The organism is Oceanobacillus sojae (assembly GCF_900162665.1).
In the GTDB taxonomy this organism is placed as follows: Bacteria; Bacillota; Bacilli; order Bacillales; family Amphibacillaceae; genus Oceanobacillus; species Oceanobacillus sojae_A.
This window is the reverse complement of the sequence record NZ_LT727809.1, coordinates 541,045-566,099: the sequence shown is the minus strand read 5'-3', so window position 1 is coordinate 566,099 and position 25,055 is coordinate 541,045. Positions and strand designations below refer to the sequence as shown.

29 protein-coding genes are annotated in these 25,055 nt (G+C 38.9%); 4 read left to right on the top strand and 25 right to left on the bottom strand.

All coding sequences use genetic code 11. The features are described from left to right. Positions 1-3 precede the first annotated feature (3 nt). The 22 genes from recN to BN1068_RS03005 all read right to left on the bottom strand — a co-directional run bounded on the left by recN (position 4) and on the right by BN1068_RS03005 (position 17,261). Positions 4-1,698 (bottom strand): DNA repair protein RecN, encoded by a 1,695-nt coding sequence (gene recN / locus BN1068_RS03110; RefSeq protein WP_077601360.1) that lies wholly within the window; start codon positions 1,696-1,698, stop codon positions 4-6. A gap of 24 nt (positions 1,699-1,722) precedes the next feature. Next, a complete protein-coding gene (gene ahrC / locus BN1068_RS03105) occupies positions 1,723-2,172 on the bottom strand; it encodes a transcriptional regulator AhrC/ArgR (protein ID WP_077601359.1) in 450 nt (149 codons plus the stop codon). 55 nt (positions 2,173-2,227) lie between these two features. Beyond that, positions 2,228-3,034 (bottom strand): TlyA family RNA methyltransferase, encoded by an 807-nt coding sequence (locus BN1068_RS03100; RefSeq protein WP_077601358.1) that lies wholly within the window; start codon positions 3,032-3,034, stop codon positions 2,228-2,230. Positions 3,035-3,089: 55 nt separating this feature from the next. Then, positions 3,090-3,974 (bottom strand): polyprenyl synthetase family protein, encoded by an 885-nt coding sequence (locus tag BN1068_RS03095; RefSeq protein ID WP_077601357.1) that lies wholly within the window; start codon positions 3,972-3,974, stop codon positions 3,090-3,092. Positions 3,975-3,978: 4 nt separating this feature from the next. Further along, on the bottom strand, positions 3,979-4,221 hold the full coding sequence (locus BN1068_RS03090) for an exodeoxyribonuclease VII small subunit (protein ID WP_077601356.1): 243 nt from the start codon (positions 4,219-4,221) through the stop codon (positions 3,979-3,981). Beyond that, complete coding sequence (xseA, locus tag BN1068_RS03085; RefSeq protein ID WP_077601355.1) at positions 4,199-5,569, bottom strand: exodeoxyribonuclease VII large subunit; 1,371 nt, start codon at positions 5,567-5,569, stop codon at positions 4,199-4,201. The genes BN1068_RS03090 and xseA overlap by 23 nt, the downstream gene beginning before the upstream one ends. Beyond that, positions 5,566-6,420, bottom strand: a complete 855-nt coding sequence (gene folD / locus BN1068_RS03080; protein ID WP_077601354.1) for a bifunctional methylenetetrahydrofolate dehydrogenase/methenyltetrahydrofolate cyclohydrolase FolD — start codon at positions 6,418-6,420, stop codon at positions 5,566-5,568. Before folD ends, xseA begins: the two co-directional genes overlap by 4 nt. A gap of 12 nt (positions 6,421-6,432) precedes the next feature. Beyond that, positions 6,433-6,813, bottom strand: coding sequence for a transcription antitermination factor NusB (gene nusB, locus BN1068_RS03075; protein WP_077601353.1), 381 nt, complete (start codon positions 6,811-6,813; stop codon positions 6,433-6,435). Between the two features lie 172 nt (positions 6,814-6,985). Continuing rightward, complete coding sequence (locus tag BN1068_RS03070) at positions 6,986-7,369, bottom strand: Asp23/Gls24 family envelope stress response protein (RefSeq protein WP_077601352.1); 384 nt, start codon at positions 7,367-7,369, stop codon at positions 6,986-6,988. A gap of 12 nt (positions 7,370-7,381) precedes the next feature. Further along, positions 7,382-8,755, bottom strand: a complete 1,374-nt coding sequence (gene accC / locus BN1068_RS03065) for an acetyl-CoA carboxylase biotin carboxylase subunit (protein ID WP_077601351.1) — start codon at positions 8,753-8,755, stop codon at positions 7,382-7,384. A gap of 13 nt (positions 8,756-8,768) precedes the next feature. Further along, entirely contained in the window at positions 8,769-9,260 is a 492-nt protein-coding gene (accB, locus tag BN1068_RS03060; protein ID WP_077601350.1) for an acetyl-CoA carboxylase biotin carboxyl carrier protein, read from the bottom strand. Between the two features lie 214 nt (positions 9,261-9,474). Continuing rightward, positions 9,475-10,029 (bottom strand): SpoIIIAH-like family protein, encoded by a 555-nt coding sequence (locus BN1068_RS03055; RefSeq protein ID WP_077601349.1) that lies wholly within the window; start codon positions 10,027-10,029, stop codon positions 9,475-9,477. Between the two features lie 13 nt (positions 10,030-10,042). Then, positions 10,043-10,681, bottom strand: coding sequence for a stage III sporulation protein AG (spoIIIAG, locus tag BN1068_RS03050; RefSeq protein ID WP_077601348.1), 639 nt, complete (start codon positions 10,679-10,681; stop codon positions 10,043-10,045). Continuing rightward, positions 10,678-11,304: a stage III sporulation protein AF gene (gene spoIIIAF / locus BN1068_RS03045; protein ID WP_254846687.1), complete on the bottom strand. Its 627-nt coding sequence runs from the start codon at positions 11,302-11,304 to the stop codon at positions 10,678-10,680. Before spoIIIAF ends, spoIIIAG begins: the two co-directional genes overlap by 4 nt. Before the next feature lie 5 nt (positions 11,305-11,309). Next, entirely contained in the window at positions 11,310-12,491 is a 1,182-nt protein-coding gene (spoIIIAE, locus tag BN1068_RS03040) for a stage III sporulation protein AE (protein WP_077601347.1), read from the bottom strand. Positions 12,492-12,570: 79 nt separating this feature from the next. Continuing rightward, positions 12,571-12,963 carry a stage III sporulation protein AD gene (gene spoIIIAD / locus BN1068_RS03035; protein WP_077601346.1) on the bottom strand — a complete coding sequence of 131 codons (393 nt, stop codon included), beginning with the start codon at positions 12,961-12,963 and terminating at the stop codon, positions 12,571-12,573. An 11-nt stretch (positions 12,964-12,974) separates the two neighbouring features. Beyond that, positions 12,975-13,175 (bottom strand): stage III sporulation protein AC, encoded by a 201-nt coding sequence (gene spoIIIAC, locus BN1068_RS03030; RefSeq protein WP_042534715.1) that lies wholly within the window; start codon positions 13,173-13,175, stop codon positions 12,975-12,977. 15 nt (positions 13,176-13,190) lie between these two features. Then, positions 13,191-13,709, bottom strand: coding sequence for a stage III sporulation protein SpoIIIAB (gene spoIIIAB, locus BN1068_RS03025; protein ID WP_254846700.1), 519 nt, complete (start codon positions 13,707-13,709; stop codon positions 13,191-13,193). After that, positions 13,672-14,625 carry a stage III sporulation protein AA gene (gene spoIIIAA, locus BN1068_RS03020; RefSeq protein WP_077601344.1) on the bottom strand — a complete coding sequence of 318 codons (954 nt, stop codon included), beginning with the start codon at positions 14,623-14,625 and terminating at the stop codon, positions 13,672-13,674. The genes spoIIIAB and spoIIIAA overlap by 38 nt, the downstream gene beginning before the upstream one ends. 243 nt (positions 14,626-14,868) lie before the next feature. Beyond that, complete coding sequence (gene efp / locus BN1068_RS03015) at positions 14,869-15,426, bottom strand: elongation factor P (RefSeq protein WP_077601343.1); 558 nt, start codon at positions 15,424-15,426, stop codon at positions 14,869-14,871. Positions 15,427-15,606: 180 nt separating this feature from the next. Then, positions 15,607-16,668 (bottom strand): M24 family metallopeptidase, encoded by a 1,062-nt coding sequence (locus tag BN1068_RS03010; protein ID WP_077601342.1) that lies wholly within the window; start codon positions 16,666-16,668, stop codon positions 15,607-15,609. A gap of 86 nt (positions 16,669-16,754) precedes the next feature. Beyond that, complete coding sequence (locus BN1068_RS03005) at positions 16,755-17,261, bottom strand: YqhR family membrane protein (RefSeq protein WP_077601341.1); 507 nt, start codon at positions 17,259-17,261, stop codon at positions 16,755-16,757. 261 nt (positions 17,262-17,522) lie between these two features. Here BN1068_RS03005 and BN1068_RS03000 point away from each other — a divergent pair, with 261 nt between their 5' ends. Continuing rightward, the gene (locus BN1068_RS03000) at positions 17,523-17,900 is read left to right on the top strand and encodes an SA1362 family protein (protein WP_077601340.1); all 378 of its coding nucleotides are present in this window, start codon (positions 17,523-17,525) and stop codon (positions 17,898-17,900) included. A 182-nt stretch (positions 17,901-18,082) separates the two neighbouring features. On the opposite strand, the gene BN1068_RS02995 is transcribed toward BN1068_RS03000, so the two are convergent. Continuing rightward, positions 18,083-18,973 carry a patatin-like phospholipase family protein gene (locus BN1068_RS02995; RefSeq protein ID WP_077601339.1) on the bottom strand — a complete coding sequence of 297 codons (891 nt, stop codon included), beginning with the start codon at positions 18,971-18,973 and terminating at the stop codon, positions 18,083-18,085. Between the two features lie 140 nt (positions 18,974-19,113). Then, positions 19,114-19,533, bottom strand: a complete 420-nt coding sequence (gene mntR / locus BN1068_RS02990) for a transcriptional regulator MntR (RefSeq protein WP_077601338.1) — start codon at positions 19,531-19,533, stop codon at positions 19,114-19,116. A gap of 459 nt (positions 19,534-19,992) precedes the next feature. Between mntR and BN1068_RS02980 the strand changes: the two genes are divergently transcribed. Together BN1068_RS02980 and BN1068_RS02975 are read left to right on the top strand one after the other, a co-directional pair. Continuing rightward, complete coding sequence (locus BN1068_RS02980) at positions 19,993-20,967, top strand: ABC transporter ATP-binding protein (RefSeq protein ID WP_077601336.1); 975 nt, start codon at positions 19,993-19,995, stop codon at positions 20,965-20,967. Beyond that, positions 20,954-21,727, top strand: coding sequence for an ABC transporter permease (locus tag BN1068_RS02975; protein WP_077601335.1), 774 nt, complete (start codon positions 20,954-20,956; stop codon positions 21,725-21,727). Before BN1068_RS02980 ends, BN1068_RS02975 begins: the two co-directional genes overlap by 14 nt. A 49-nt stretch (positions 21,728-21,776) precedes the next feature. Here BN1068_RS02975 and BN1068_RS02970 read toward each other — a convergent pair whose 3' ends face one another. Further along, entirely contained in the window at positions 21,777-24,341 is a 2,565-nt protein-coding gene (locus BN1068_RS02970; protein WP_077601334.1) for a vitamin B12-dependent ribonucleotide reductase, read from the bottom strand. Positions 24,342-24,673: 332 nt separating this feature from the next. Between BN1068_RS02970 and BN1068_RS02965 the strand changes: the two genes are divergently transcribed. Next, positions 24,674-25,048, top strand: a complete 375-nt coding sequence (locus tag BN1068_RS02965; RefSeq protein WP_077601333.1) for a rhodanese-like domain-containing protein — start codon at positions 24,674-24,676, stop codon at positions 25,046-25,048. The last annotated feature ends 7 nt before the right edge of the window (positions 25,049-25,055 follow it).

Sequence of the window (25,055 nt, the reverse complement as noted above, 5' to 3'; positions counted from 1 at the left end):
CCTTTAATTTGATTTTTTAAAATGTCCTGCCAATACTAACATTTCCTTCGCATGTTCTTTTGCAGTATCTGTTAATTTTGTTCCTGTAATCATGCGGCTTAATTCCTCAATAAGCTCTTTATCATTTAATTCAATAACAGAAGTAAAGGTACGATTCGACTTTTCTTTTTTCTGAATAAATTTATGTGTATCTGCCATCGCAGCAACCTGCGGAAGATGGGTAATACATAAAACCTGTGATTCAAGAGAAATTTCATGAATTTTTTCAGCAATCGCCTGCGCGACTCTTCCGCTGACACCTGTATCCACTTCATCAAAAATAACACTCGTGATTCCCTGATGCTTTGAGAAGATTTTCTTTAAAGCAAGCATAATCCTGGATAACTCTCCACCTGAAGCAATTTTTGTCAGATCCTTTAATGGTTCTCCGACATTCGTTGAAATTCGGAACAATATTTTATCATATCCGTTCGATTTCAGTTTCCGCTGCGCAGAATCTTCAAAATCAATGGAGAAGGTTGTTTTTTCCAAATAGAGATCCTTTAACTCCATGTGAATATCATAGGTTAACTGTTCAGCAGCCTGCTTTCGTAAATGATGCAGCTGGTCTGCTTCTAATAAAGCATCTTTTTCAAGCTCATCAATTTCTGTCACCAGTGTATTTAAATGCGATTCCCTGTTTGTAATCTGCTCGATTTCTTCTTCTACACGGCCTAGATAGTCTAACATTTCTTCCACAGTCGGACCGTATTTCCTTTTTAGTCTGTTCAGTTCATCCATGCGCTGTTCAATCTCATTAAGCCGTTCTGGATTATATTGCAGCTGACCGAGGTAATTGCGGATATCATAAGTAATCTCTTCCAGCATATAATAGTGGTTAGACATACTATCTAATTTTTCGGCAATAAAAGGATCTAAATCCGCACCATCCTGTAATGATAATTGTGCCTGGCTGATTAAATCTAATCCGTGCTGCTCACCATATAGTGAAAAATAAGCATCAGAAAGCGATTTATGTATTTTTTCATAATTAGCAAGCTGGTTGCGTTCTTCTTCCAGATCCGTATCTTCTTGAGGGACAAGCTGTGCTTCTGTTAATTCCTGCTGCTGAAATTGAAGCAGATCCAGACGTTGTGCCATCTCCTGTTCATTGTCATTCAAACTGCGGTACTTCTTCTTCAGATTTTCCAGACGGTAATAAATATCCTGATAATCCTTTTTCGCTTCTTTCATTGCATCTCCCAGGTAAAGATCTAAAAAGTCAATGTGCTGCTCATTATCCATCAGCGATTGTGTCTCATGCTGACTATGAATATCAATCAATGTCTTTCCAAATTCTCTGAGGATGGCTAAAGTGACTAATTTACTGTTTACACGGCAGATGCTCTTTCCTGAGGCCGTAATCGTTCGTTGGAGTACAATTTGTTCATCACTTATTTCAATCCCGTATGCTTTACCAACCTGATAAATAGGATGCTTTTTATGATCAATAAAAAATAATCCTTCAATCTCCGCTTTATTTGATTCATGCCTGACAAAGTCCACAGATCCCCGTGCCCCAGCTAATAATTGGATAGCATCAATAATAATTGATTTCCCTGCACCTGTTTCCCCAGTCAAAACAGTAAGTCCTTCCTGAAAGCTTATGGATAATTCTTCAATAATCGCAAAGTTTTTTATAGATAATTCTGTTAACATGCTCCTCACCCCAACTAAACAATTTTAAAGCATCCCGATTAACCGATTTTTAATTTCCTCTGCATGTTCCGGAGTCCGGCAAATAATTAAGCAAGTATCGTCCCCGCAGATTGTTCCCATAATCTCTTCCCAATCCAGATTATCAATTAAAACACCGACTGCATGAGCGTTGCCGGGAAGTGTTTTTAGAATGATAAAATGACTTGCATTTTCTATTTTAACAAATGTATCTACGATTAATCGCTGCAACTTTTGCAGCGGATTAAAGCGTTGATCTGCTGGAAGGCTATATTTATACTGTCCCGTATTTGTCGGAACCTTGACCAATTGCAGCTCTTTAATATCGCGTGATATCGTTGCTTGCGTTACGTTATAGCCGAGATTTTTCAAAGCATCGACAAGTTCATCCTGTGTTTCAATAATATTTTCAGTAATCAATTCCCGAATTTTAATATGACGTTGTATTTTACTCAAGTATAAATCCCTCCTTTTTGAACTTCTTCTTTTAATAAAGCTTATCTGAGATTTATTATATCAGTGCCAGCTGCGCATCCTTCACAACATTTTCTAACACAATTTCTTTTGGTGTTTCTTTATTATTCCATCTAAAATGTGCCAAAAATTCAATATTGCCCTCTGTTCCTTTAATAGGTGAATAAGTTAAGTCCACTAAGGTAAAAGATACATCCGCAGCATACTTTACTGTTTTTTCCAAAACCTCTAAATGAATGGAAGGATCCCTGACAATTCCTTTTGGGCCAACCTGGTCTTTAAAAGCTTCAAATTGGGGTTTTATCAAGGCAATAATATCATTTTTTTCGTTTAATAATGTTGCCAGGACCGGGAAAATATGCTTCAAAGAAATAAAAGATACATCAATAGAAGCTACTTCCGGAAAGCCGGACGTTAACATATCTGGTGTAACATGTCTGAAGTTTGTCCGCTCCATCTCAATGACACGTGGGTCATTTCGAAGCTTCCAATCCAATTGATTATAGCCGACATCTATGGCATAGCATTTTTTTGCACCATTTTTCAATGCACAATCAGTAAAACCGCCTGTTGAAGAGCCGATATCCATAAATATTTTATCTGCAACATCTACGGAAAATGATTGAAGTGCCTTTTCAAGTTTATATCCGCCACGTCCTACATATTTTAAACGCTTGTCTTTGATTCGAAGCGGCGTCTCAACCGGAATCAGACTGCCCGGTTTGTCAATACGTTCTTCTCCGGAATAGACTAATCCCGCCATTACAGCACGTTTCGCTTTTTCAATATCTTCTGCCAGTTCCCGTTCCACTAATAGCTCATCAATTCTTTTCTTTTTTTTCATAGACCTTTTCCTTTTCCGAACGAATCATTTTTATTAGGCTTTTTGAATTTTCTTTTTAATGATCTCTTTGACTAAAGTAATCTGTCAATGCTTTCAAAAGGGAATCTTCTGCGCCTGCTAACCTCAAGCTTTCATATGCTTTTTGGACATACTTTTCTTTTTGTGCAATCGCACCATCCAGACCCAATAATTTTGGATACGTACTTTTTTCATTTAATTCATCACTGCCTACCCGCTTGCCCAGTTTTTCTTCTTCGCCGGAAACATCCAGAATATCATCCTGCACCTGAAAAATCAGTCCTAAATAGTATGCGTATTGCTTCAAATACTGTAACTGTTCATCGGTGGCATTTGCTAAATATGCTCCTGTAAAAATGGCAAAACGAATGAGTTCACCCGTTTTTAGAGCATGAATTTCTTCCATGGCCTCTAAAGAAACAGATTGCTTCTCCGCTTCCATATCAAGAATTTGTCCACCGACCATCCCTTTAGGTCCGCTGCAGGCAGCTAATTCTTTGGCAAGGACAACTTTCTCTTCTGAAGTAAGCAGCGGATCACTTAAAATCAATTCAAAGCTGTAGGTTAACAATGCGTCACCGGCAAGGATAGCTGTGGCTTCATCAAACTTTTTATGATTCGTTAACATACCGCGCCGGTAATCATCATTATCCATTGCCGGCAGATCATCATGAATAAGTGAATAGGTATGTATCATTTCAAGAGCAATCGCTGAGGACATCACTTTTTGAACATCCTGCCCGTATACTTCATAGCTTGCAAATAATAAAATGGGGCGTAACCTTTTCCCGCCCGCATCTAAGGAATAAAGCATGGACTGTTTTAAATTAGCAGGTATCTCAAGCTTATCAAAGCAGCTTGTATATGCTTTTTGAAGTTCTTCACGGTAAAACTCTAGATAAGCTTGCAATCGTTTATGCATAATCTTATTTTTCCTCCTCTATATCAAACGGTTCCAGTTCTCCTTGTTCATTTAAAATATGAACCATTTTTTCCTGTACATTTGTTAATTTCTCATTACACAGTTTAGAAAGCTTCATTCCGTCGTGATAATATTCGATCGCCTTTTCAAGAGGAACATCACCTTCTTCCAGCATTGTTACAATGTTTTCCAATTTCTCCATAGCCTGCTCAAAGGTTAATTCATCATATTTCTTTTCTTCCGCCACTGTCATCTGCCTCCTTTATCTTTTGTACTTCTGCTTGAACATATCCATCCTTCAGCCTTACATCTATCTGGTCTCCCAGATCCACTTCCTTAATCGATTTAATTACTTTACCGTCCTCGTTATAGCTGATTCCATAACCCCGTGCCATAATCGCGAGCGGATTAACCAGTGTTAATTTATTTATCGAAGTCTGCAGCTCACGTTCTGAATTTGTAAACAGTTGTTTCATGGACCTGTTTAGCTGTGTTGTTAATTTATGATTATTATCAGCTGCGGCTTTTATTTCTTGCTCCGGATGCTGTGTACTCAATCTTTTTTTCAAATGTGTGTAACGCACCTGCTTCTCTTCCACCCGGTTTTTAAAGGATCTGTTAAGCGTATCCAGCATCGTATCCAGCTCTTGTTCCTTCTGAGCAATCAGTTGTTTGGGATACTTAAACGCATAGGTCTGGCTTAAACGTTCTAAACGCTTTGAATACATTTGTATATCCGTACGCATAACCTGTGTTAAGCGCTGCACAAAATACGATACTTTATCAAGCTGTTCTGTTTGAGATGGAACAGCCAATTCAGCAGCTCCTGTCGGTGTAGGTGCGCGTAAATCAGCTACAAAATCTGCAATTGTTGTATCCGTTTCATGCCCCACAGCAGAAATTACCGGGATGCTTGAGTCGTAAATCGCTCTTGCAACTGCTTCTTCATTAAAGCTCCACAGTTCTTCAATAGAACCCCCGCCGCGGCCTACGATCAAAACATCATACTCATCTGAAAATGCGTTCGCATATTGTATTGCTCTTACAATAGAACTGACCGCCTGTGGTCCCTGTACGGAAACAGGCAGGACGGTAATCTTCACAGAAGGGGATCTTCTTTCAATCGTTGTCACTATATCACGGACAGCAGCTCCTGTCGGCGAGGTAATAACACCAACATGATCCGGATAGGCAGGAATCTTCTTTTTCTGATCATCAAGAAATAAGCCTTCTGTTTGCAATTTTTCTTTCAATTGCTCAAAAGCCTGATACAATGCTCCAATGCCATCAGGCTCCATTTCACGGATATAGAGCTGATATTGCCCGCTTGACTCATAGACACTTACCTCTCCACGAATAAGCACGCTCATACCATTTTCCGGGCGAAATAGAAGTCTGCTGTTATTAGAAGAAAACATGACTGCCTGAATACGGGCATTATCATCCTTAATCGTCAGATACATATGCCCGCGGCTATGATGTTTAAAATTAGATATTTCCCCGCGCAGCCAAACCTGACGTAAATGAGGATCTGTATCTATCTTACGTTTCACATATCTGGTCAGGGCAGTAACCGTCAGATAGTTATCCTTCACTTTTCAGACAATCCTTTTGCTGCTTTAATGGTATTTTTTAAAAGCATTGTAATTGTCATTGGACCAACACCGCGGGGAACAGGTGTAATATAAGATGCTTTTTCCTTTGCACTTTCAAACTCTACGTCACCTGTCAGCTTTCCGTTATCCATGCGGTTAATTCCCACATCAATAACAACTGCTCCATCTTTGACATAGCTTCCGTCAACAGCATGCTCTCTGCCCATTGCCACAACTAGAATGTCTGCCTCAGACGCAATTTCACGGAGGTTTTTCGTACGGGAATGGCAGTATGTAACTGTAGCGTTTCTCTCCAACAATAATAATCCCATCGGCTTCCCGACAATATTACTTCGCCCAATAATCACTGCACGTTTTCCTTCTATTTCAATATTTTTAGATTCAAGCATTGTCAAAATACCAAAGGGTGTACAAGGTAAAAAGGTCTCTTCTCCGTTTACAAGCTTTCCAATATTAATCGGATGGAAACCATCAACATCTTTTAAAGGTGAAATAGCATGAATAACCTTCTGTTCATCGATATGATCAGGCAGCGGCAATTGGACAAGGATTCCATGTACTTCTGTAGCATTATTCTGCTTTTCAATAACCTGTAAAAGCTCCTGCTCGGATACTGATTCAGGAAGCTCAATTAATTCAGATGCTATCCCGGTTATTTCACAAGCCTTCTCTTTTCCTCTGACATAGGATTTTGATGCAGGATTGTCTCCTACTAAGATAACAGTCAAATGCGGATGGATGCCCTCTTGCTTCAATGCTTCTACTTCTTGCTTCATCTCTACCTTCAGCTGATCAGATAATTCTTTTCCATTTAATATTTCTGCAGTCATCATTGCCCCTCCTTAAGAAATAACTTTTGATAATACACCGTTAATAAATTTACCGGATCGTTCATCTCCAAATGTATGCGCCAGCTCTATTGCCTCGTTGATAGATACATTCGGCGGAATGTCCTCCATGTATAATAATTCATAAACTGCCATTCTTAAAATAGTACGCTCCACCGCCGCAATGCGCTCGAGCGACCAATTTTCCAGGTTTCCTGCTATTTTTGAATCAATGGTTTCTTTATAAGTGATTACTCCTTCAATCAGCATAGTCAGGAAAACATCCTTTCGTTCATCTTCCTTCAATGACTCCATTGCTAAACTGATCTCGTCTTCATTTATGTCTAATTGAAAAAGCGTCTGAAATGCTTTTTCTCTGGCTTTATGTCGGTTCATCACGCAGCTCCTTCTATTTTCTTTCGTTTACTGTTAAAATCATAACATGTTTCCCTTAATTTTGGCTAGGATACAGTATACCCGCTTCTATGATTAAAAAGGACATACTCAGCCAACAAAAAGGAAACACAGGTCATTTACCCGTGTTCCCCTTTGTGAATTAAATGTATATTTATACAATTTCCTGATTTTCCATTTGAATACCTGCTACATGGACATTTACTTCTTCAACCTGAATAGATGTCATGGTATGAATATTTTGCTTAATATTAGTCTGCAGCTTTGTTGCAACTTCCGGAATCGATTTTCCAAACTTAAGAATTACATAGATATCAATAATAGCGCCCTCTTCTGTTAATTCAACCCGAACACCTTTGCCATGTGATTTCTTGCCAAATCTTTCAGCAACACCTGTTGCAAAGTTACCGTGCATCGATTTTACACCGTCTACTTCCGTTGCAGCTATTCCCGCGATAACTTCAAGGACTTGCGGTACAATCTGTACACTGCCTAAACTGTCATCCTCAAGAATATCTAATAATAGTTGATCACTCATTGCCATCACTCCTTATTTGCTATCCTCATCTTCCCTTTCTTGGATGATTGGATATTCAGTTAAGAAATTCGTATTGAAGTCTCCCTCTTTAAATACGGGGTGGTTCATTATTTGATATTGGAATGGAATGGTCGTATGCACGCCCTCAACAACAAACTCTTCTAACGCACGCTTCATACGTTCTACAGCTTCTGCTCTGGTTGGAGCATAAACAATAAGCTTAGCAATCATGGAGTCATAATATGGCGGAATTCTATAGCCGCTGTATGCGCCGGAATCAACGCGAACTCCCAACCCGCCCGGCGGCAGGTACATTTCGATTTCTCCTGCTGAAGGCATAAAGTTTTTATATGGATCTTCCGCATTGATACGACATTCAATGGCATGCCCTTCAAAAGTAATATCCTCTTGGGTAAATGCCAACTCCCTGCCATCAGCAATACGAATTTGTTCTTTAATTAAATCCACACCGGTAACCATTTCCGTTACAGGATGCTCTACCTGAATACGTGTATTCATTTCCATAAAGTAAAATTCTTCTGATTGTCTGTCAAAAATATATTCAATGGTGCCGGCACCAACATAATCTACTGCCTCGGCTGCTTTTACAGAAGCTGCTCCCATACGGCTGCGAATTGTTTCGTTAATGGCAGGTGAAGGAGATTCCTCGACAAGCTTTTGCAAACGGCGCTGAATAGAACAATCTCTTTCACCGAGATGTACAATATTCCCATGTGTATCGGCCAGAACCTGAATTTCCACATGTCTGAAATCTTCAATGTATTTCTCAATATAGACACCCGGATTACCAAAGGCTGTTTCAGCTTCTTTCTGTGTCAGCTCCATTCCTTTGATTAATTCTTCTTCTGAACGGGCTACACGAATTCCTTTACCGCCACCGCCAGCAGTTGCTTTAATAATAACAGGATAACCTATTTCTTCGGCAATTTGTTTTGCATGGTCAATGCCGTCTACAATTCCTTCTGATCCAGGGACGACAGGAACATCAGCAGATTTCATTGTTTCTTTGGCAACATCTTTGATCCCCATTTTTTGAATAGCTTCAGGTGTCGGGCCAACAAATGTAACATTGCACTCCCTGCAAATCTCTGCAAAATCAGCATTTTCTGCCAGGAATCCATATCCCGGATGTATTGCATCCGCCTCTGTTGACAGGGCAACACTCATAATATTAGTTATGTTTAAATAGCTGTCCTTGCTTAATTTCGGTCCGACACAATAGGCTTCGTCCGCTAACTCAACATGTAACGATTCCCGGTCTGCTTCAGAATAGATTGCGACCGTCTCGATGCCCATCTCCTTACAGGCGCGGATAATCCGGACAGCTATTTCTCCACGATTGGCAACTAATAGCTTTTTAATCAATTATTCCATCCCCTTACTTCTTCTTTACTCTAAATAATGGCTGGCCATATTCTACAAGCTCGCCATTTTCAACTAAGACTTCCACAATTTCACCATTAGTCTCAGCTTCAATTTCATTAAATAATTTCATCGCTTCCACAATACATACAACTGTGTTTGTGTTCACTGCACTGCCTTTTGTCACAAAAGGATCGCTATCCGGTGAAGAAGAAGCATAAAATGTTCCAACCATTGGAGAAACAATTTCATAATCATAGTCAGCTGAAGCTTGAGGTGCTTCTTCTGCTTTCGTTTCTGTTTGTGCACTTACTTCAGGCTGCGGTTTTGGAACTGCCGGAGTTTGAGGCTCAGCTGTGATTTGAGGCTGTGTTTGCACGGTAGTAGTCACTGAACCTGTATTTTTTTTCATAGCTATCACTGCACCGTTTGCCTCATAGGAAAATTCCGTTAATGATGATTTATCAACCATTTCAATAATTTCTCTAATCTCATCTACTTGTAACATATTGGCACTCCTCGCTTCAATTAAAATCTTTTTTAGTATTTCATATTGGCTGTTTCATTACCTTCTAATATATTACGATAAAATGAGCAAAAACTTCAAGTCTACCGCAAATACTATCTTGTTATTATAACAGTTATAGCCTGAAAATGTTGGTTTTAACTATATTTTAAAAATAAGAAAAGCCAGCAGCTCAAGGGGCTGCCGGCTCCAGATTTTATTTGGCTGTCGGTTGAAAATTAACTTCTGTTACAATATCTTTTCCAAATTCATCACGTACCATCTGCATGATATTCGCTGCTTCTGTATTAGATAAGTCTTCTGTTTTCACATGTACATGTACTTTCTCGCCGTCGGAGCGGACAAGAATATCTTCATATTCTGTTGCAGCCAGAAGCTGTTGCTGAATAATGTTTTCTTTACTTGATAGTTCCTCCAGGCTGTCAATTTCCTGCAGCGCTTCATCCTTTTCTGTCGGTGATGCATTTGCTGAAGCCACTACATCTGTTAACTGGCTTTTTTTCCGGCTGCGTTCATCCTGGATTTCCATCCGGATTGTGGTAAACAATTCATCACTATCTACATTCTCTATATTCTCCACTTCAATGTCTTCTTCCGATTGCGTTGCCGGTACCGCATCTTCCGTGGCTGTTTCTTGTCCATCATTTACAAAAGCTAAATCATTTCCATTTGACGAAAAAATGTAATACACACTTAAAACAACCATCAAGCTTAACATTGTCAGTAACCATACTGTTTGTTTTTTTAACATACATTCTACCTCCTTAATTTTTAGCCATTACTGAAATTTTATGTGAAGGGACATCTAACACTCTTGACACTGCTTCAATGACTTGACTTTTCATAGATTGACTTTCCATCCCCTGGCCTATAATAAATACGCCCCGCACTTCTGGCTGCTTTGTTTGTACAAGTAAAGGGGTTTCCTGATCTCCCTGCCGGTAGAGCACAACCTGATGATCATCTGTCTGATCCTGCACTACTCTGGAGCCGCCATTTCGATCCGTTTCATCTGTTGTCTGTTGACCTGTAGTCCGATTTTTTTCATAAACCTGTTCACTGGTTGCCTCTAAATTTATCATTACTTCTGTTTCCGAAATACCATCCATCTGATTCAGCATACCGGCCAGCTGCTCACCCAGCTCGTTTTCCAATTCTTTTACTTCCCCATTCATTGACTGGGTTGCCGCTTCTTCAGAAATTTCTATCTGCGTATCGTCGTAAGGAACCGGCTGTGTTTCTTGTTCCGGCTTGAACAGGTTACTGATAACCATAATCAGAATTCCCACTAAGCCTAAAATAACAATAAACCCGATTTTTTTAGATGGCTGCTTCTGTTCTTTGCCGGAAGCCTCTTCATTACTATTGGCCTGTTTTAAAAAAGAAGTTAGTTTATTTTTCAAAATCCCTCTCCTTCCCAATAGACCGTTATTTCTTTATCTTCAATTTCCCAAAGCTCTCTTAAACTGTTCTCAATCTCCTGAAACGATTCTTCTGCATGCTCTTCCTCCTCGTGGTCCCATTCAATAACAACATCCTCTACCGTATTCATCGCTCCTTCCCCTGGTTCTGATTCTGTTATATAGACAATGACCTCTGTCAGATCCTCATAAGTTAAGGAATCCATAACAGAAAATTGGAAATCAATAGATGCAATCTCTACGGCAAATTCCTCTTTTAACGATTCCTCTGCTATTTTTTCCAATTCAATAGCCATTTGTTTTAAAATATATGCATCTTGTCCATTTTCTATTTCATTTTTTTCAAAATCTATTTGATTTTCTATCGAGGGCTCATTATTAAACTGCCTCTCAATCCGGTTCATAGAGCTTGATATGGCTGCATTTATGTCGGTATTAAATAAATAAAAAACAGGCTGAAGCAGAATCAAAATTAATATTAAACTAATAGCCAGCCGGACATATTTTTGTAAATGGTTTGCCGGTATAAGCAAATCAATCACGGAGGCCAGAATAATAAATAAAATAATTTGTGTTACCCAATCTGTAAATATTTCGATTCTCATCACCCCTATCGTAGTAGGACAGTTAAGTTACTTGCTGCAACAATAATGACAATGCCAAGCAGGAACATCAGTGAGACAGCCAATAAACAGGCTAAGATAAATAAAATATAGGTGCTTACTGTATTCAGGCATTGGACAATGGGACCGCCGCCGATCGGCTGCAATATAGCGGCTGCCAATTTATAAATTATTGCGATCACACCAACTTTCAAAGCTGGAAAAGCCACAATAAATAAAATAATAAAAAGGCCGATCATGCCGACAGCATTTTTTAATATAAGCGATGCACTGAGAATCGTATCCGCAGCATCTGTAAAGGTTCGTCCTAATACCGGTATAAAATTTCCTGTAACAAATTTAGCTGTCTTTATCGCTACCCCGTCCTGAATTGCTGTTGCAGTACCTTGAACGGAAATAACCCCCAGGAAGATTGTTAAAAAAATACCCAGACTGCCAACAGCAACATTTCTAAAAAGGTTTGCCAAATGAGTCACTTTAAAATGGCTATTCAAACTGCTGATAATAACAAGCATCGCCGAGAGAAACAATAAAGGTAAAACAAAGGTTGAGATAAATACACCACTAAAGTGAATAAAGAAAATAATAACCGGATGAAAAAATGAAACAGAAATCACACTGCCAAAGCTTGCCATCATCCCCAGCACCAGAGGGAGCAGTGCAATCATAAAGCTTTGCATCGTATCAATGGCTTCCTTCGTATAGGAGGTCGCCAGATAAAAACTGTTTAATACAATAAATAACAAGACTAAAAATACAACAAAATAAGCAACCTTGCTGACCGTTGTCTGTTCAAACGCTGACTGAATAGACTGCAGAACAACCGCAAATAATGTCAGCATTAAAAGCGTACCCAGGAGTTTTCCATTAATAATCAGTTCATGCAGGAGATAACGTAAGAAATATAACAGGATGTCCTGTATCGATATGCTATCTCCATTTTTTATCCATTCATAAATGCTGATTTTTTGTAGATCAGGCAAGTTATCACCGTATTCCGTTATCAGCTCATCCCAATAGGATTGAATTTCATCTAATGAAATCTCATCTAATAATGTATTTTGAAGTGTTTCCTCTTCCTCAGCAGTAATGGGCTCTTCAGCCGGATTATCCTCTGCTGCAGCAACAATCGGAATGCCCTGGCTAATTATAAAAGCAACTAATAACATACATATCGTCCGGAGTAGTTTGGCTGGTCTTATACACAATCTGGATACTCCCTTTCCTGGCTTCGTTTTCTCATGCCGGTCAAACATTAGGGATAAAACCGATAATTGCTTCGATGACAGCAGTAATAATCGGAACGGCAAGTAATAAAATAAATATTTTTCCTGCTAATTCAATGTATTTTGATACAGAATTAAGACCGGCATCCTTTGTCAAATGTGCCCCGATTTCTGCTATATAGGAAATACCGATAATTTTTAAAATTGTTGTCAGATAAAGTCCTTCAATGTTTGCCTGATCTCCCAGCTTCCGGATTGTTTCAAATATTAACTGGATTTGCTGGATAATGGAGAAAAAAATAACGATGCCCGTGATAAGAATAATTAAAAAGGCAATGGAACCATGTACTTCTTTCAGAAGGATATATAATAAACTTGCTAAAACGCCTAGAATCGTAATTTGGAGAATATCCATGTCCAATCTCCTTAAAATAGAAATACTGACCTGATCTGCTGAAATAAGTCTGACAGCCCATTAACCACAATGAGCAGAACGAGTATAAAACCAATTAATGTGGCAAATTGTGCAATTTCTTCTTTCCCCATTTGTTTTAAAATCGTATGGATAAGCGCAACAATAATGCCTATACCGGCAATCTGAAATAGAATTAATGCATCCACAAACATGTCCTTGCCCCTTCCTTAGATAAACAAAAGTGCCAGAAAGATACCGCATAAAAGGCCTAATACATTTGACAGCCTGCCGTAAGTATTAAAACGTTCTGTGGCATTTTTCCATTGCTCTTCCAAATAGAGATTCGTTAATTTTAAATGCTTTTGCTGCTGCTCAATATCATGCTGACCAAGTGTTCTGCCAAATTGAATCAATATCTCCAGCTCGCTTTTTTGCAGCGAGGATTGTCCGATTAATTTTTGAACAGATCCTTCCCATATCTCATCAAAGTCCTTTTCTTTATTTTCTAATGCGTCAGCCAGCTCTTGATAAAACATAGCTATTGGATTCGGTAATTTCTTCGCAATAATTTGAAATGCTTCCTGTAGTGGAACCTGACTGTATACCATTTCCGCTTCTAAAATCTGAAGTGACTGTAAAAATAATTGAATATGCTTTGGCCGTTGTTTTAACGCTCTTCCCCATTCCCATCCAAGGGCCGTAGACATACTAATTAAAAGCAGTACGCCAATCCATTTCAATGTCACCACCTCTTTGCCTGGTGTTAATTTGTTTACCATCTCTGTCAAAAGCATGAATAAGCCTGCCAATCTTTTTTCCTTGTCCCAAAAGTAAAAATCGCTCAAAAATAGACTCCTGTAATATTTTTTTCATGGTTGGCCGACGGAATAAGTCAGCTATATCATCCGCATGTATCGTACAAATAACCTTCACCCCTGCCTGCGATGCTTCTATAATCGCTTCCACATCCTTTTCTGCACCAATTTCATCAACTACAAGGATATCGGGGGATAAGGTACGAATAGCCATCATCATTCCTTCTGCTTTCGGACAAGCATCTAATACATCTGTCCGCATCCCTATATCATGCTGCGGAACACCACGGATGGATGCAGCTATTTCCGAACGCTCATCAATAATTGTCACTTTTTTTGAGCGGCTCGAATGAGAACCGCTGGCTATCTGCCTGCAGATATCGCGTATTATCGTTGTTTTTCCAGATTGTGGCGCACCGAGAATCATTGTATGATGATATGCACCGTCATAGATATAAGGCATCAGGGCATCTGCACATCCTTTTTTTTGCTTGGCAATACGAATATTAAAAAAGGATACCGGCTGAATTGCTTTTACTTTTTGATCTGCAGTTATAATGCCTCCTGCAATACCGACACGATGTCCGCCTTCTATCGTAATAAACCCGTTACGCAGTTCCTCTTCCATCCGATACAAGGAATATTCACTCAGCTGATTTAAAATATATATCGTCTCTTTCTTGGTCGGTAATGGCTTGTCCAGCCAGCGAATAGACGAGTCGAAAATAAATTCTATTTTTTGATGAATGCGTACCCGGATTTCCTGGAGCTGCTGCCATTGATTACCTGCAAAGTCTTCTATTGCTGTTTGAATATTTGGTGGAAAAAGCCGTAAAATTTCATACATCATAAAACCCCGCTTTTTGAAAAATACATAATCAGCTTGTTTTACTTACAGATATATGATTTTAAAATGAAATTATGCCCCCTGTGGACCGGAAGCAAATGATGTTTTTTGTAAGGGAAGCTTGAAAATATCGCAATTATAGAGAAACACGGAAGAAGAATCACGCAGAGGATACAGGGGCTGTTTTTATTTTTTCACAAAAAAAAGCAGCCTGCTTTAAGCAAACTGCTTGTTCTATTAAAATTATGCTCTGGAAACATATTTTCCATCAGCTGTATTAATAACGAGAACATCACCTTCATTAATAAAGAAAGGAACTTGTACAGTATGTCCGGTTTCTAATGTAGCCGGTTTTGAACCGCCGCTTGCTGTATCACCTTTAATTCCAGGTTCTGTTTCTGTTACTTGAAGCTCCACGTTGTTTGGCAGATCGACACCGATAATTTCGCCCTGGTAGGTAACAACGGAGACTTCCATATTTTCTTTAATAAATTTCAATTGATCTTTAATTTGGCTCTCAGGAATTTCAATTTGTTCATAAGTAGATGTATCCATAAACGCATGAGAATCACCAGAAGCATATAAATACTGCATTTTGTTATTCTCAATATGTGCTTTGCCTACTTTTTCACCACCACGGAACGTTTTTTCCTGAATATTTCCGTTACGCAAATTACGAAGCTTAGAACGGACAAAAGCCGCACCTTTACCAGGTTTTACATGCTGGAATTCAAGTACCTGCCAAATATCATTATCTACTTCAATGGTTAAACCTGTTTTAAAATCATTTACTGAAATCATATTTTTTCCTCCTATACCTTATAGTGCGTGTTCAAAAAGTCCGATAAATAGGACCAAGAAGTTCAAGGCGACAAAGATTTTTCAAACGGAGCGTATGCTTTATAATACGTGAGTATTGAAAAATCTTCGTCAACGCAGAAATTCGCTGTGTCATCTTTTTTGGACTTTTTGAACATCCTCTTATAGCTGTATAAATTCTTTTGGAGCAAATGTCAGCCGCTCATTACCACTATCCGTAATAACAATATCATCCTCGATGCGACAGCCGCCTAACCCCGGAACGTAAATTCCCGGTTCTACCGTCACTACCATTCCCGTTTTTAAAACCGCTTCAGACCGGGATGATAATCCAGGGCCCTCATGTACTTCCATTCCTAAAGCGTGACCTGTTGAATGACCGAAACGTTCGCCAAATCCTTTTTCCGTAATATAATCCCGGGTTAAAGCATCTGCCTCTTTCCCAGTCATACCTGGTTTAGTTCCTTTTACTCCACGAAGGTTCGCCTCTAATACTATATCATAAATTTCGCGTAACTCTACAGAAATTTCTCCAACAGCTACCGTTCTTGTAATATCAGAGCAATATCCATCATATAATGCACCATAATCCAGCGTCACAAGCTCGCCTTCCTGGATTTTTTTTGTGGATGCAACCCCATGCGGCAGAGCGGAACGCAAACCTGATGCAACAATTGTATCAAAGCTTGAGGAGGTCGCTCCCTGTCTGCGCATAAAAAATTCCAGTTCATTCGATATTTCAATTTCCGGCACACCGGGCTGGATAAAGGATTGAATATGCGCAAAGGCATCATCTGCGATTTTTGCAGCTTTTTTCATAATTGTTAATTCATCAGCTGTTTTAATCATGCGTAATCCTTCAATAATTCCTTCTACTGGCACTAATTCTTGAGAAAATTGACTTTGATACGTTTCAAATTGGCTATAAGTCGTATAATATTTCTCAAAGGCCAGTTTTTTTACACCCAGCTTGTCAATTTGATTAGCAATTTCTTGAATCATTCCTTGCTTATGTTCCACAATTTCAAATGCGTCCGCCTGTTCGGCAGCTTGTTCAGTATAACGAAAATCTGTAATAAATATAGCTTTATCCTTTGTAACTAATGCCGTCCCGGCTGTTCCGGTAAAATTAGTAATATAGCGTCTGTTATAAGGACTGTCAATGATTATTGCGTCTACTTTACTTTCTTCTAATTTTTCACGTAAGCGATTAATTTTCGTCAAAAGGCTTCATCCTCTCCAAAATCTCAAGTTTCATAAGTAATTTTATCATATATATATAAGTTTGAATAACCTCTGATAGGAAAATTCTAGCTTTTTTCAATGATATCTTCTGTCTGCATGGAATCCATATAATCGTATGAAATGGAATAGCCGATAAATGTTCCGTACAAAATAAATAAACATATTGTCGTGATCCATGTATTTATTGACCACTCCATCACAGCAGGAATATCGCTAAATATCGGATGAAATAAAATGAACAGAATCACCCATAAAATAAAGCCGTAAATCATTCCTGCCCACATATATTTTATTTTTTTGAGAATCAGATAATAAAGGTAAGCAGTAAGCAAAGAGACAACTCCAGCCAGAATCGTTGTAAATAAGACACCAAGCCACGTATCTGTCCATTCTGCCGATACCCATGAAGTCAGCAGATAGAACTTCGGAGTAACCTCCAGAAAATTGAAGTAATACATGGCACTTCCAAGTAAACTGAATAGGACTCCTCCTACAAACCCTGTGTACATTGATTTTTTTAATATAGATTCCTCATTATCCTTTATTTTCTGTTTCTTTGACATACGTCTCATCTTCAATCACCTCCATTCTCTAGTATGACCAATTAATAAAACTAGTATGATGAAATAATCTTTTCAATAAAACTGCGGGAATATATTTTATAAAAAAGGGAATAAATAATTAACAGGCAAGTAAATTTTCGCGTGTTGTAGTAATTTCTATATTGCTCTAAGGACATCGGCGAATTTTGTAGAAGGTCCTTAACAGGCATACTCTATCAAGATATGGTAAAATATAAGTAGAATACAATGTGTGAGAAAGGAGGATTTCAATTGAGAAATAAAGTAGTATCTATTTTTGTCTACTTGATAATTGCTTTTGCGGCATTTGGATTAATTTCACAGTTATTTGGAAATACAGCTGCGTTTTTATCAAGGCTATTGATTTCGATTGGAATAGGGGCAGCTATTTTTGGATTGGTTTATTTCTTTCTCATACGCAGACAGCAGCCTTCCGGACGGCAGCAGAATAATATGAAAAAATACAAGCAGGCTGTAAAACAATCCAAATCAAAGTATGGTCATCAAAAATCCGTGACCACTGCCAACAGTCAAAAACCGGGCCAAAAGAAAAGGAGTCCTAAGAGAGCCAGTCATTTACGGGTTATTGAAGGAAATAAATCAAAGAAAAAGAATCGTGTTTCTTCATAAACAGACTAATAAATTACAAACCTTTAAAGGAGCTTAGAAACGAAGCTCCTTTATGTATATCTGTATATTCTATTTACGTAAGGAAACTTCTCCTTACCATTCCTGTCAAAAACGCATTCTATATCTATTCGAATGCGTTTTTATTTGCAATTTATCCATTGGATTCTCCTTTCAGAAAAATCTTATCCGCTCCAGGTGCGTAAAAAGTTTTCACTGGATTCCTTCCCTATTTGCCGCAGTTTTTCTCTGCTTACCTCTGTAATATCAAAATTCATGGAGCTCACTTCAGGAGTAGGCACAAAAATAATATGATCTGCCTGTGATTTCGATATATAGCGGTTATCATGTGCCTGCTTCATTGTTGCAAAAAGGCGGGGAAACATATTAAGAGCATTTCTAATTTCGCGTGGTTCCATAGATGTAGATAGATCTGTCAGTTTCACACCGATTACTGGACGAGCTTTCATTTTCTCATCTTCAGAAAAAATCCATAATGGAAAATTACTTAGTAAACCGCCATCCACTATCACACTCTTTTCTTTATTTTTACCTTGGATTCTTTTCGGCATAAAAAAATAAGGAAAACCTGCACTCATGCGGATAGCAGCTGCTACAGAAAATGTTTCCGGCTGGAGCCCGTAAACTCTTTCCAAATCATCTGGGATAACTACCAATTTCCCTAGAGATAAATCACTGACAACCACTTTTAGCACACCTGGCTTTAAATCACCGAATTGATATACATTCTGCCTTGCTAATGCTTCTCTCAGCCACGCTTCCAGCTTCTCCCCTTTGTATAATCCTAATTGATAATAGAGAAATAACCATTTTGTCACCGGCAGTACCTTTGATAGCCATGGCGGGTCAGCTAATTTTTGTACATCTAATGTTTTCATTAATTCCTTAATATCTCTATATTGATACCCTGCAGCCAGAAATCCTGCTATAATCGCACCTGCAGAAGTCCCGGCAGCACGCTCTACCTGCAGATTTTTCTCTTCCCAGGATTCTAACACGCCAACATATGCAAACCCCTTCACTCCCCCGCCAGAAAATACAGCATCAATCTTCATGACATCGCTCCATCCCTTATAGGTGCTTATTGATTTATACGTTTATTAGCTTGTTTATTATGCTTTTTTACACTTCAGAGATGGAGTTCAATAGAAGTTTTCATGCACAAAAAAAACCAGTTATTCCTAAGAACAACTGGCTATGCTTTATTCGCTTCACTTATTTTTTGCAGATCATTACGCCGCTTTTCGTCTTCTTTAAAATAAGCAACAACGTCTGCTATCCTGTCAATGGAATTCCAGCTTAGATGATGCTCAATCCCCTCTACATCATTATATATCCGCTCTTCATCCACTCCGATTAATTCCAGAAACTCTTCTAACAGCTCATGTCTGAAAACAAGACGTTCCCCAATTTTCTTTCCCTTTGCCGTTAATACAAACCCCCGGTACTTTTCATAGTCCAAATATTTGTCCTTGTCCAATTTTTGTACCATTTTTGTAACAGAGGAAGGATGCACATCCAATGCTTCTGCAATAGATGAAACTCTGGCATATCCTTTTGCTTCAATTAAATTATAAATAATTTCAATATAGTCTTCCATACTTGGTGTAGGCATAAAAAGCTCCTCTCTTTGCATTATCTCCAGAAAATCTGGTATTCGTTAAAGGAAGTATTGAAAGCATATTTCTCTTTCTTCCAATCCAATAAAGTTCTTAAATAAATATCTTCTTTAAGACCCGGGACCGGGATTGCCCGTCCTGTCGAATAGCTTTTGCGTTTAACCGGTCTATTAAAACCGTTGTGTTTATGCAGATAACTGTGGTGCCTTTAATAAGAAAGTTAATTTTTTTTATCAAAGGAAACTTTTTTTCTAACTTAATCATAGCTGATTTTTCCATAAAACTCAAGTTATTATCCTTTTCTTCGTATGTGCCCCTTCTCTTTTCCATTATTACACATGGAATAAACTATCGAGGTACTTTCTACATCTTAAGGCGGAGCGGATTTCCTTCGCCAGATTGTTGTTGGCATTTTTGACAATTGCTAAGATGATGTCATAAGGAGGAGGAATAAAGTGGAGAAAATTATTGAGATTAATAATTTAACGAAAAGCTACCGTAAAAGAAAATCGAAAGAAGTTATTCAAGCTGTAAAGAATGTTGCATTTAATGTATATAAAGGCGAGATTCTTGGCTTATTAGGTCCTAATGGAGCAGGAAAGACGACCACGATTAAATTAATCTGCGGGCTGCTGTACCCGGACAGCGGAGAGATAAAGATAAAAGGAATACCGAATACGGTAAGGCGTTTAGAATCATTACAGCATATCAGTGCAGTTCTGGAAGGAAACCGTAATTTATACTGGCGGCTTACGGTCAGAGAAAATCTGGAGTATTTTGCCGGCAACAGAGGCAGATCCCGGAAAGAAGTGAAAAAGGAAATTGATGAACTGCTTCAAATGTTCCGATTAAAGGACAAAGAAAATGAACTGGTGAACAGGCTTTCCCGCGGTATGCAGCAAAAATTAGCCATTGCTGTAGCGATGCTTGCTAATACGGAAGTATTGCTTTTAGACGAACCGACACTTGGGCTGGATGTGCAAACAGGGCTGGAGGTCAGGGAGATACTGAAATCGATTGTTAAAAATTATCATCGTACGATTATCATCAGCTCTCATGATATGGATGTTATTCAGGATATATGTAACCGAACCGTAATTATTAATCAGGGAACAGTTGTTATCGATCAGCGGGTCGATGAGCTGATAAAATTATTTGAAGTCCGCTCCTACCGTCTGACCTTAACGGAACCGCTATCCCTTGACCAGCAAAAAGCAATTTCAGCACGCTTTCCAGCAAATGAATATGTAGAGGATCAAGCACACAGCTACCTTACTGTACAGCTGGAGAAAAGCGAGGATATTTATCAGATTTTTCAGGTATTACAATTGAATCGCACTCCTATTGATTCGATTGACAGAAAAGCGATTCGCTTTGATGAAGTATTTCTAAAAATTATACAAGGAGACCACCAATATGCAATGGATTAACTTATTTCGTGCTAACCTGCGGAAGGAATACCTGGAGATGAAGCGTTATTTACCTAATACCATCGCACTTGTCTTAACGTTTTACTTTATCTTTTTAGGTTTATTCGGGGTCATTCACTTTTTTGGAGACCCATCGACACAGGATGCCAATATTCAATTTGTTATTGTTAATTATATTTTCTGGTTTTTAGCGCTTAGTGTTATTCAAATGTTCGGTTTTGAAATTGTTAATGAAGCTATACGCGGAACGCTTGAACAATTATCTATGTCTCCGATGGGAATCTGGCGTATTTTAAGTACAAGGCTGATTGCCAGTACGATTATTTATGGAATCATCATATTTGTTTTGTTAATTATTACGATGCTGACTGCGGGACAATGGCTTAATATTGATATTTTATCCATTTTTCCTATCTTTGTTTTAACTGTTTTTGGAATGTATGGAGTTGGTTTAATGGTCGGCGGATTGGCAATTGTTTATAAACAGATCCAGGCATTCCTGCAGATTCTGCAATTCCTGCTGGCAGGTCTTACTTTTATTCCGCTTGCAGCATCTCCATTCATGTACTTCCTGCCATTTGTCATTGGTGTCGATTTAGTCAGAGACATTATGATTGGCGGACAGACTTTAATAGATATCGGATGGCTGCCATTAACCATTTTATTTATAAATGCTTTTGTTTATTTTATCGCCGGTCTGCTGTTTTTTAATTACTGCGAACGCATGGCTATGAAAAAAGGATTACTCGGTCAATATTAACACATATACTAAAAGGAGAGCAGTTCAATCAGAACCACTCTCCTTTTTATTACAATCCGCATTTCAATTGTGCACCGCAGCTGGTACAGGTATTACAGCCGCCGATGTCTTCCACGCTCCCCTCCCGGCAGACCGGGCAGGTATCGCCTACTTCTGAACCGATAGTTACATTTGTTTTATCTAACTCCTGAATGGTGTCCATAAGCACAATTTTCTTATCTTTTTCTTCATGCGGGAATAACTCTGTTTGTTCTCCAACTTGATTATCCTCTGCTTTTAACGTCAATACTTGGGAATCTCTGCTTCCATCCACATAGACTGTACCACCTTTAGCACCGCCATTATAAAGACGACGATAAACACTCTCTACCTGATCAACAGTATATCCCTTCGGTGCATTTACCGTTTTTGATATGGAACTGTCCACCCAGCGCTGTATCACACATTGTGCATCAGCATGCGCTTCAGGGCTTAAGTCCATTGCAGTTACAAACCAATCTGGCAGCGGCTTGTCCGCTGCTTCCGGATGCGCTTGTAAATATTCTTCTACAATATCTGCTTTCACTTCAATAAACTTCCCTAATCTGCCGCTTCTAAAGTAAGAGAATGAGAAGTATGGTTCCAGGCCTGTACTTACTCCGACCATTGTACCTGTGCTCCCGGTTGGGGCTACAGTCAAGAGATGCGAGTTTCGGATACCATGTTCCAGAATACCTTCCTGAATATCCTCTGGCATTTTTTGCATATAACCCGTTTGGATAAAACGTTCACGTAGAGCTTTTGTTTCTTCCTCCGTTTCTCCGACTAAGAATGGGAAGCTTCCTTTTTCTTTTGCCAGCTCAATAGAAGTCCGGTACGCAGTTGTTGCGATGATTTCAAATACCTGGTCAGCTAGCTTATTTCCTTCTTCTGAACCGTAAGCTGTCTCACAGTAAATTAATAAATCATGCAGTCCCATAACCCCTAAACCGACACGTCTTTCCCCTAATGCCTGTTTTTTATTTTCGGCCAGGAAATATGGAGTTGCATCAATAACATTGTCCTGCATCCGCACGCCAGTCTCAACCGTATCCTTTAATTTTTCTACATTCACTGTTTTTGTTCTCTTATCAGCCATTTCTGCTAAGTTGACAGCAGCTAAATTACAGACAGAGAATGGTGCAAGCGGCTGTTCACCACAAGGATTGGTTGCGACAACCTGCTGACCATATGCTTTTGCATTTGTCATATCATTGGCATTATCAATAAAGAAAATGCCGGGCTCTGCAGAGTATGTTGCACAAATATTGATCAGGTTCCACAGCTCTTTCGCTTTCACTTTACGATACACGCGAACACCGTAGCCCATCTCTTCCCATTTACGGACATCTCCAACCTCGTGCCACTGTTTGTTATAAGCTTTCATTTCTTCTGCTGTATAATTCTCTACATCAGGGAAACGCAGTTCATAAAAATCGTCCTCTTCTACAGCTTCCATAAATTCTTTGGTAATGCAGACAGAAATATTTGCACCTGTCAGGAAGTCTGGATTATGGACAGAATAAGTCCCTCCATCACGCAGCTGGTCATTGGCCTTTTTCATTGCTGCATCCGTAAACCCTCCCTGGCCGGGTATGGCTTTGTAATTGACAATCCCTTGATATAAATCAAATTCTGTTTCAGTCAGCGGCGTAAATTTTAATTTTTCTCTGGCCAGCTGCTTAATTTGTTCATCCTCTGTATTTTCTATTAAATAACGCAATATCCGCGGATTTTGCATCTTAGAAATAATAAACTCTATAATATCGGGGTGAGAATCAACGAGCATAATCATTTGCGCCCCGCGTCTGGAGCCGCCCTGCTCTACCAGGTTTGTCAATTTAGCGATATCATCCAGCCAGGAAACACTGCCTGATGATTTTCCGTTAACACCTCTGGCCAATGTGTTCCGCGGTCTTAATGTGGAGCCATTTGTACCGACACCGCCTCCGCGTGACATAATCTCCATCACCTGCTTACGATGGTCTGAAATTCCTTCACGGGAATCTTTTACAAAAGGCATAACATAGCAGTTAAAGTATGTTACATCCGTCTCAGCTCCAGCTCCATAAAGCACGCGTCCTGCTGGAATAAAATTCATGGAAGCCAATTGCTTGTAGAATGCTTCATAGGATGCAGCTTTTTTTTCTTCCGTTTCTTCGACCTCTGAAAGCCCAGTTGCATTTCTTTTGGCAATTTGTTCATAATAAATTTCCAAAGGCTTCTCGATAACATCAAGAGAACGCGTAATAATGCCGCTTTCCCTCTCTTCTTCCTTATCTAATACACCAATATAATCTGCTTCGACAGCCACTTCCGCCTTGTTTTCTTTCCAATTAATATTTATAATAAATCCTAGGCCCCGTGCCGGGAATTTAGGATCTGCTTTTACAGTCAAAACGACAAAATCACCGTTTTTTAACGTTTTTTTCTCCGTATCTTTAAAAGCATATCGATCCAGCATTACCAGCCTGGACACACCTTGATGGGTAATATGCATTTCTTCTGTAATTGGGTGTACTGCTTCGAATTTTTTTATATCTTCATTAAGCGCCTCTATATTAATCTGTCTTAATGATTCCAAATGGATAGTCAATGTTATCGCTCCTTGTCAACTTACGATTAATTAATTATTATTTTATCACACTCACTGCTCAAAGCACAATATATAGTATTAATTTCATGATTCAGACACAATATACAGTTAATTATCAGAATAGCAAGTACTTTTCATTATAAGACTGGTTATTTTTTTATTCCCTTTAAATGGATAAGGAAACCTCTCCTTTATTAAAAATGGTTTCCGTAATTTGGAAGTCGGCTATTTTTTTATAATAAATGGATGTTTCATAAATAAAAACTTTGAAAAATAAAATGGCTGCCCATATAATGAATATGTAGAATATAAAGATAGACGGGGGAAACAAAATGACATTTTTACTTATTGCTTTAGTTGTTCTGCTTGCGATTTCTATTTTTCGCTTTTATAGACAACGCACTTATCTAAATGTACTGACAGAAGACCAGTTTCGGGAAGGATATCGTAAAGCACAGTTAATCGATGTTCGTGAACCGCAGGAGTTCGAAAGAGGCCACATCCTGGGAGCGCGTAATATTCCGGTAACCCAGATGAAGCAGAGACTTGTGGAAATGCGCAAGGACAAGCCTGTATACCTGTATTGTCAAAATAGCAGCCGTTCCGCCAGAGCTGCGCAGCTGCTGCATAAAAAAGGATTTAAAGAAATTTATCAGCTGAAGGGCGGATTTAAAAAATGGACCGGGAAGATTAAAACGAAAAAATAATCTTTTT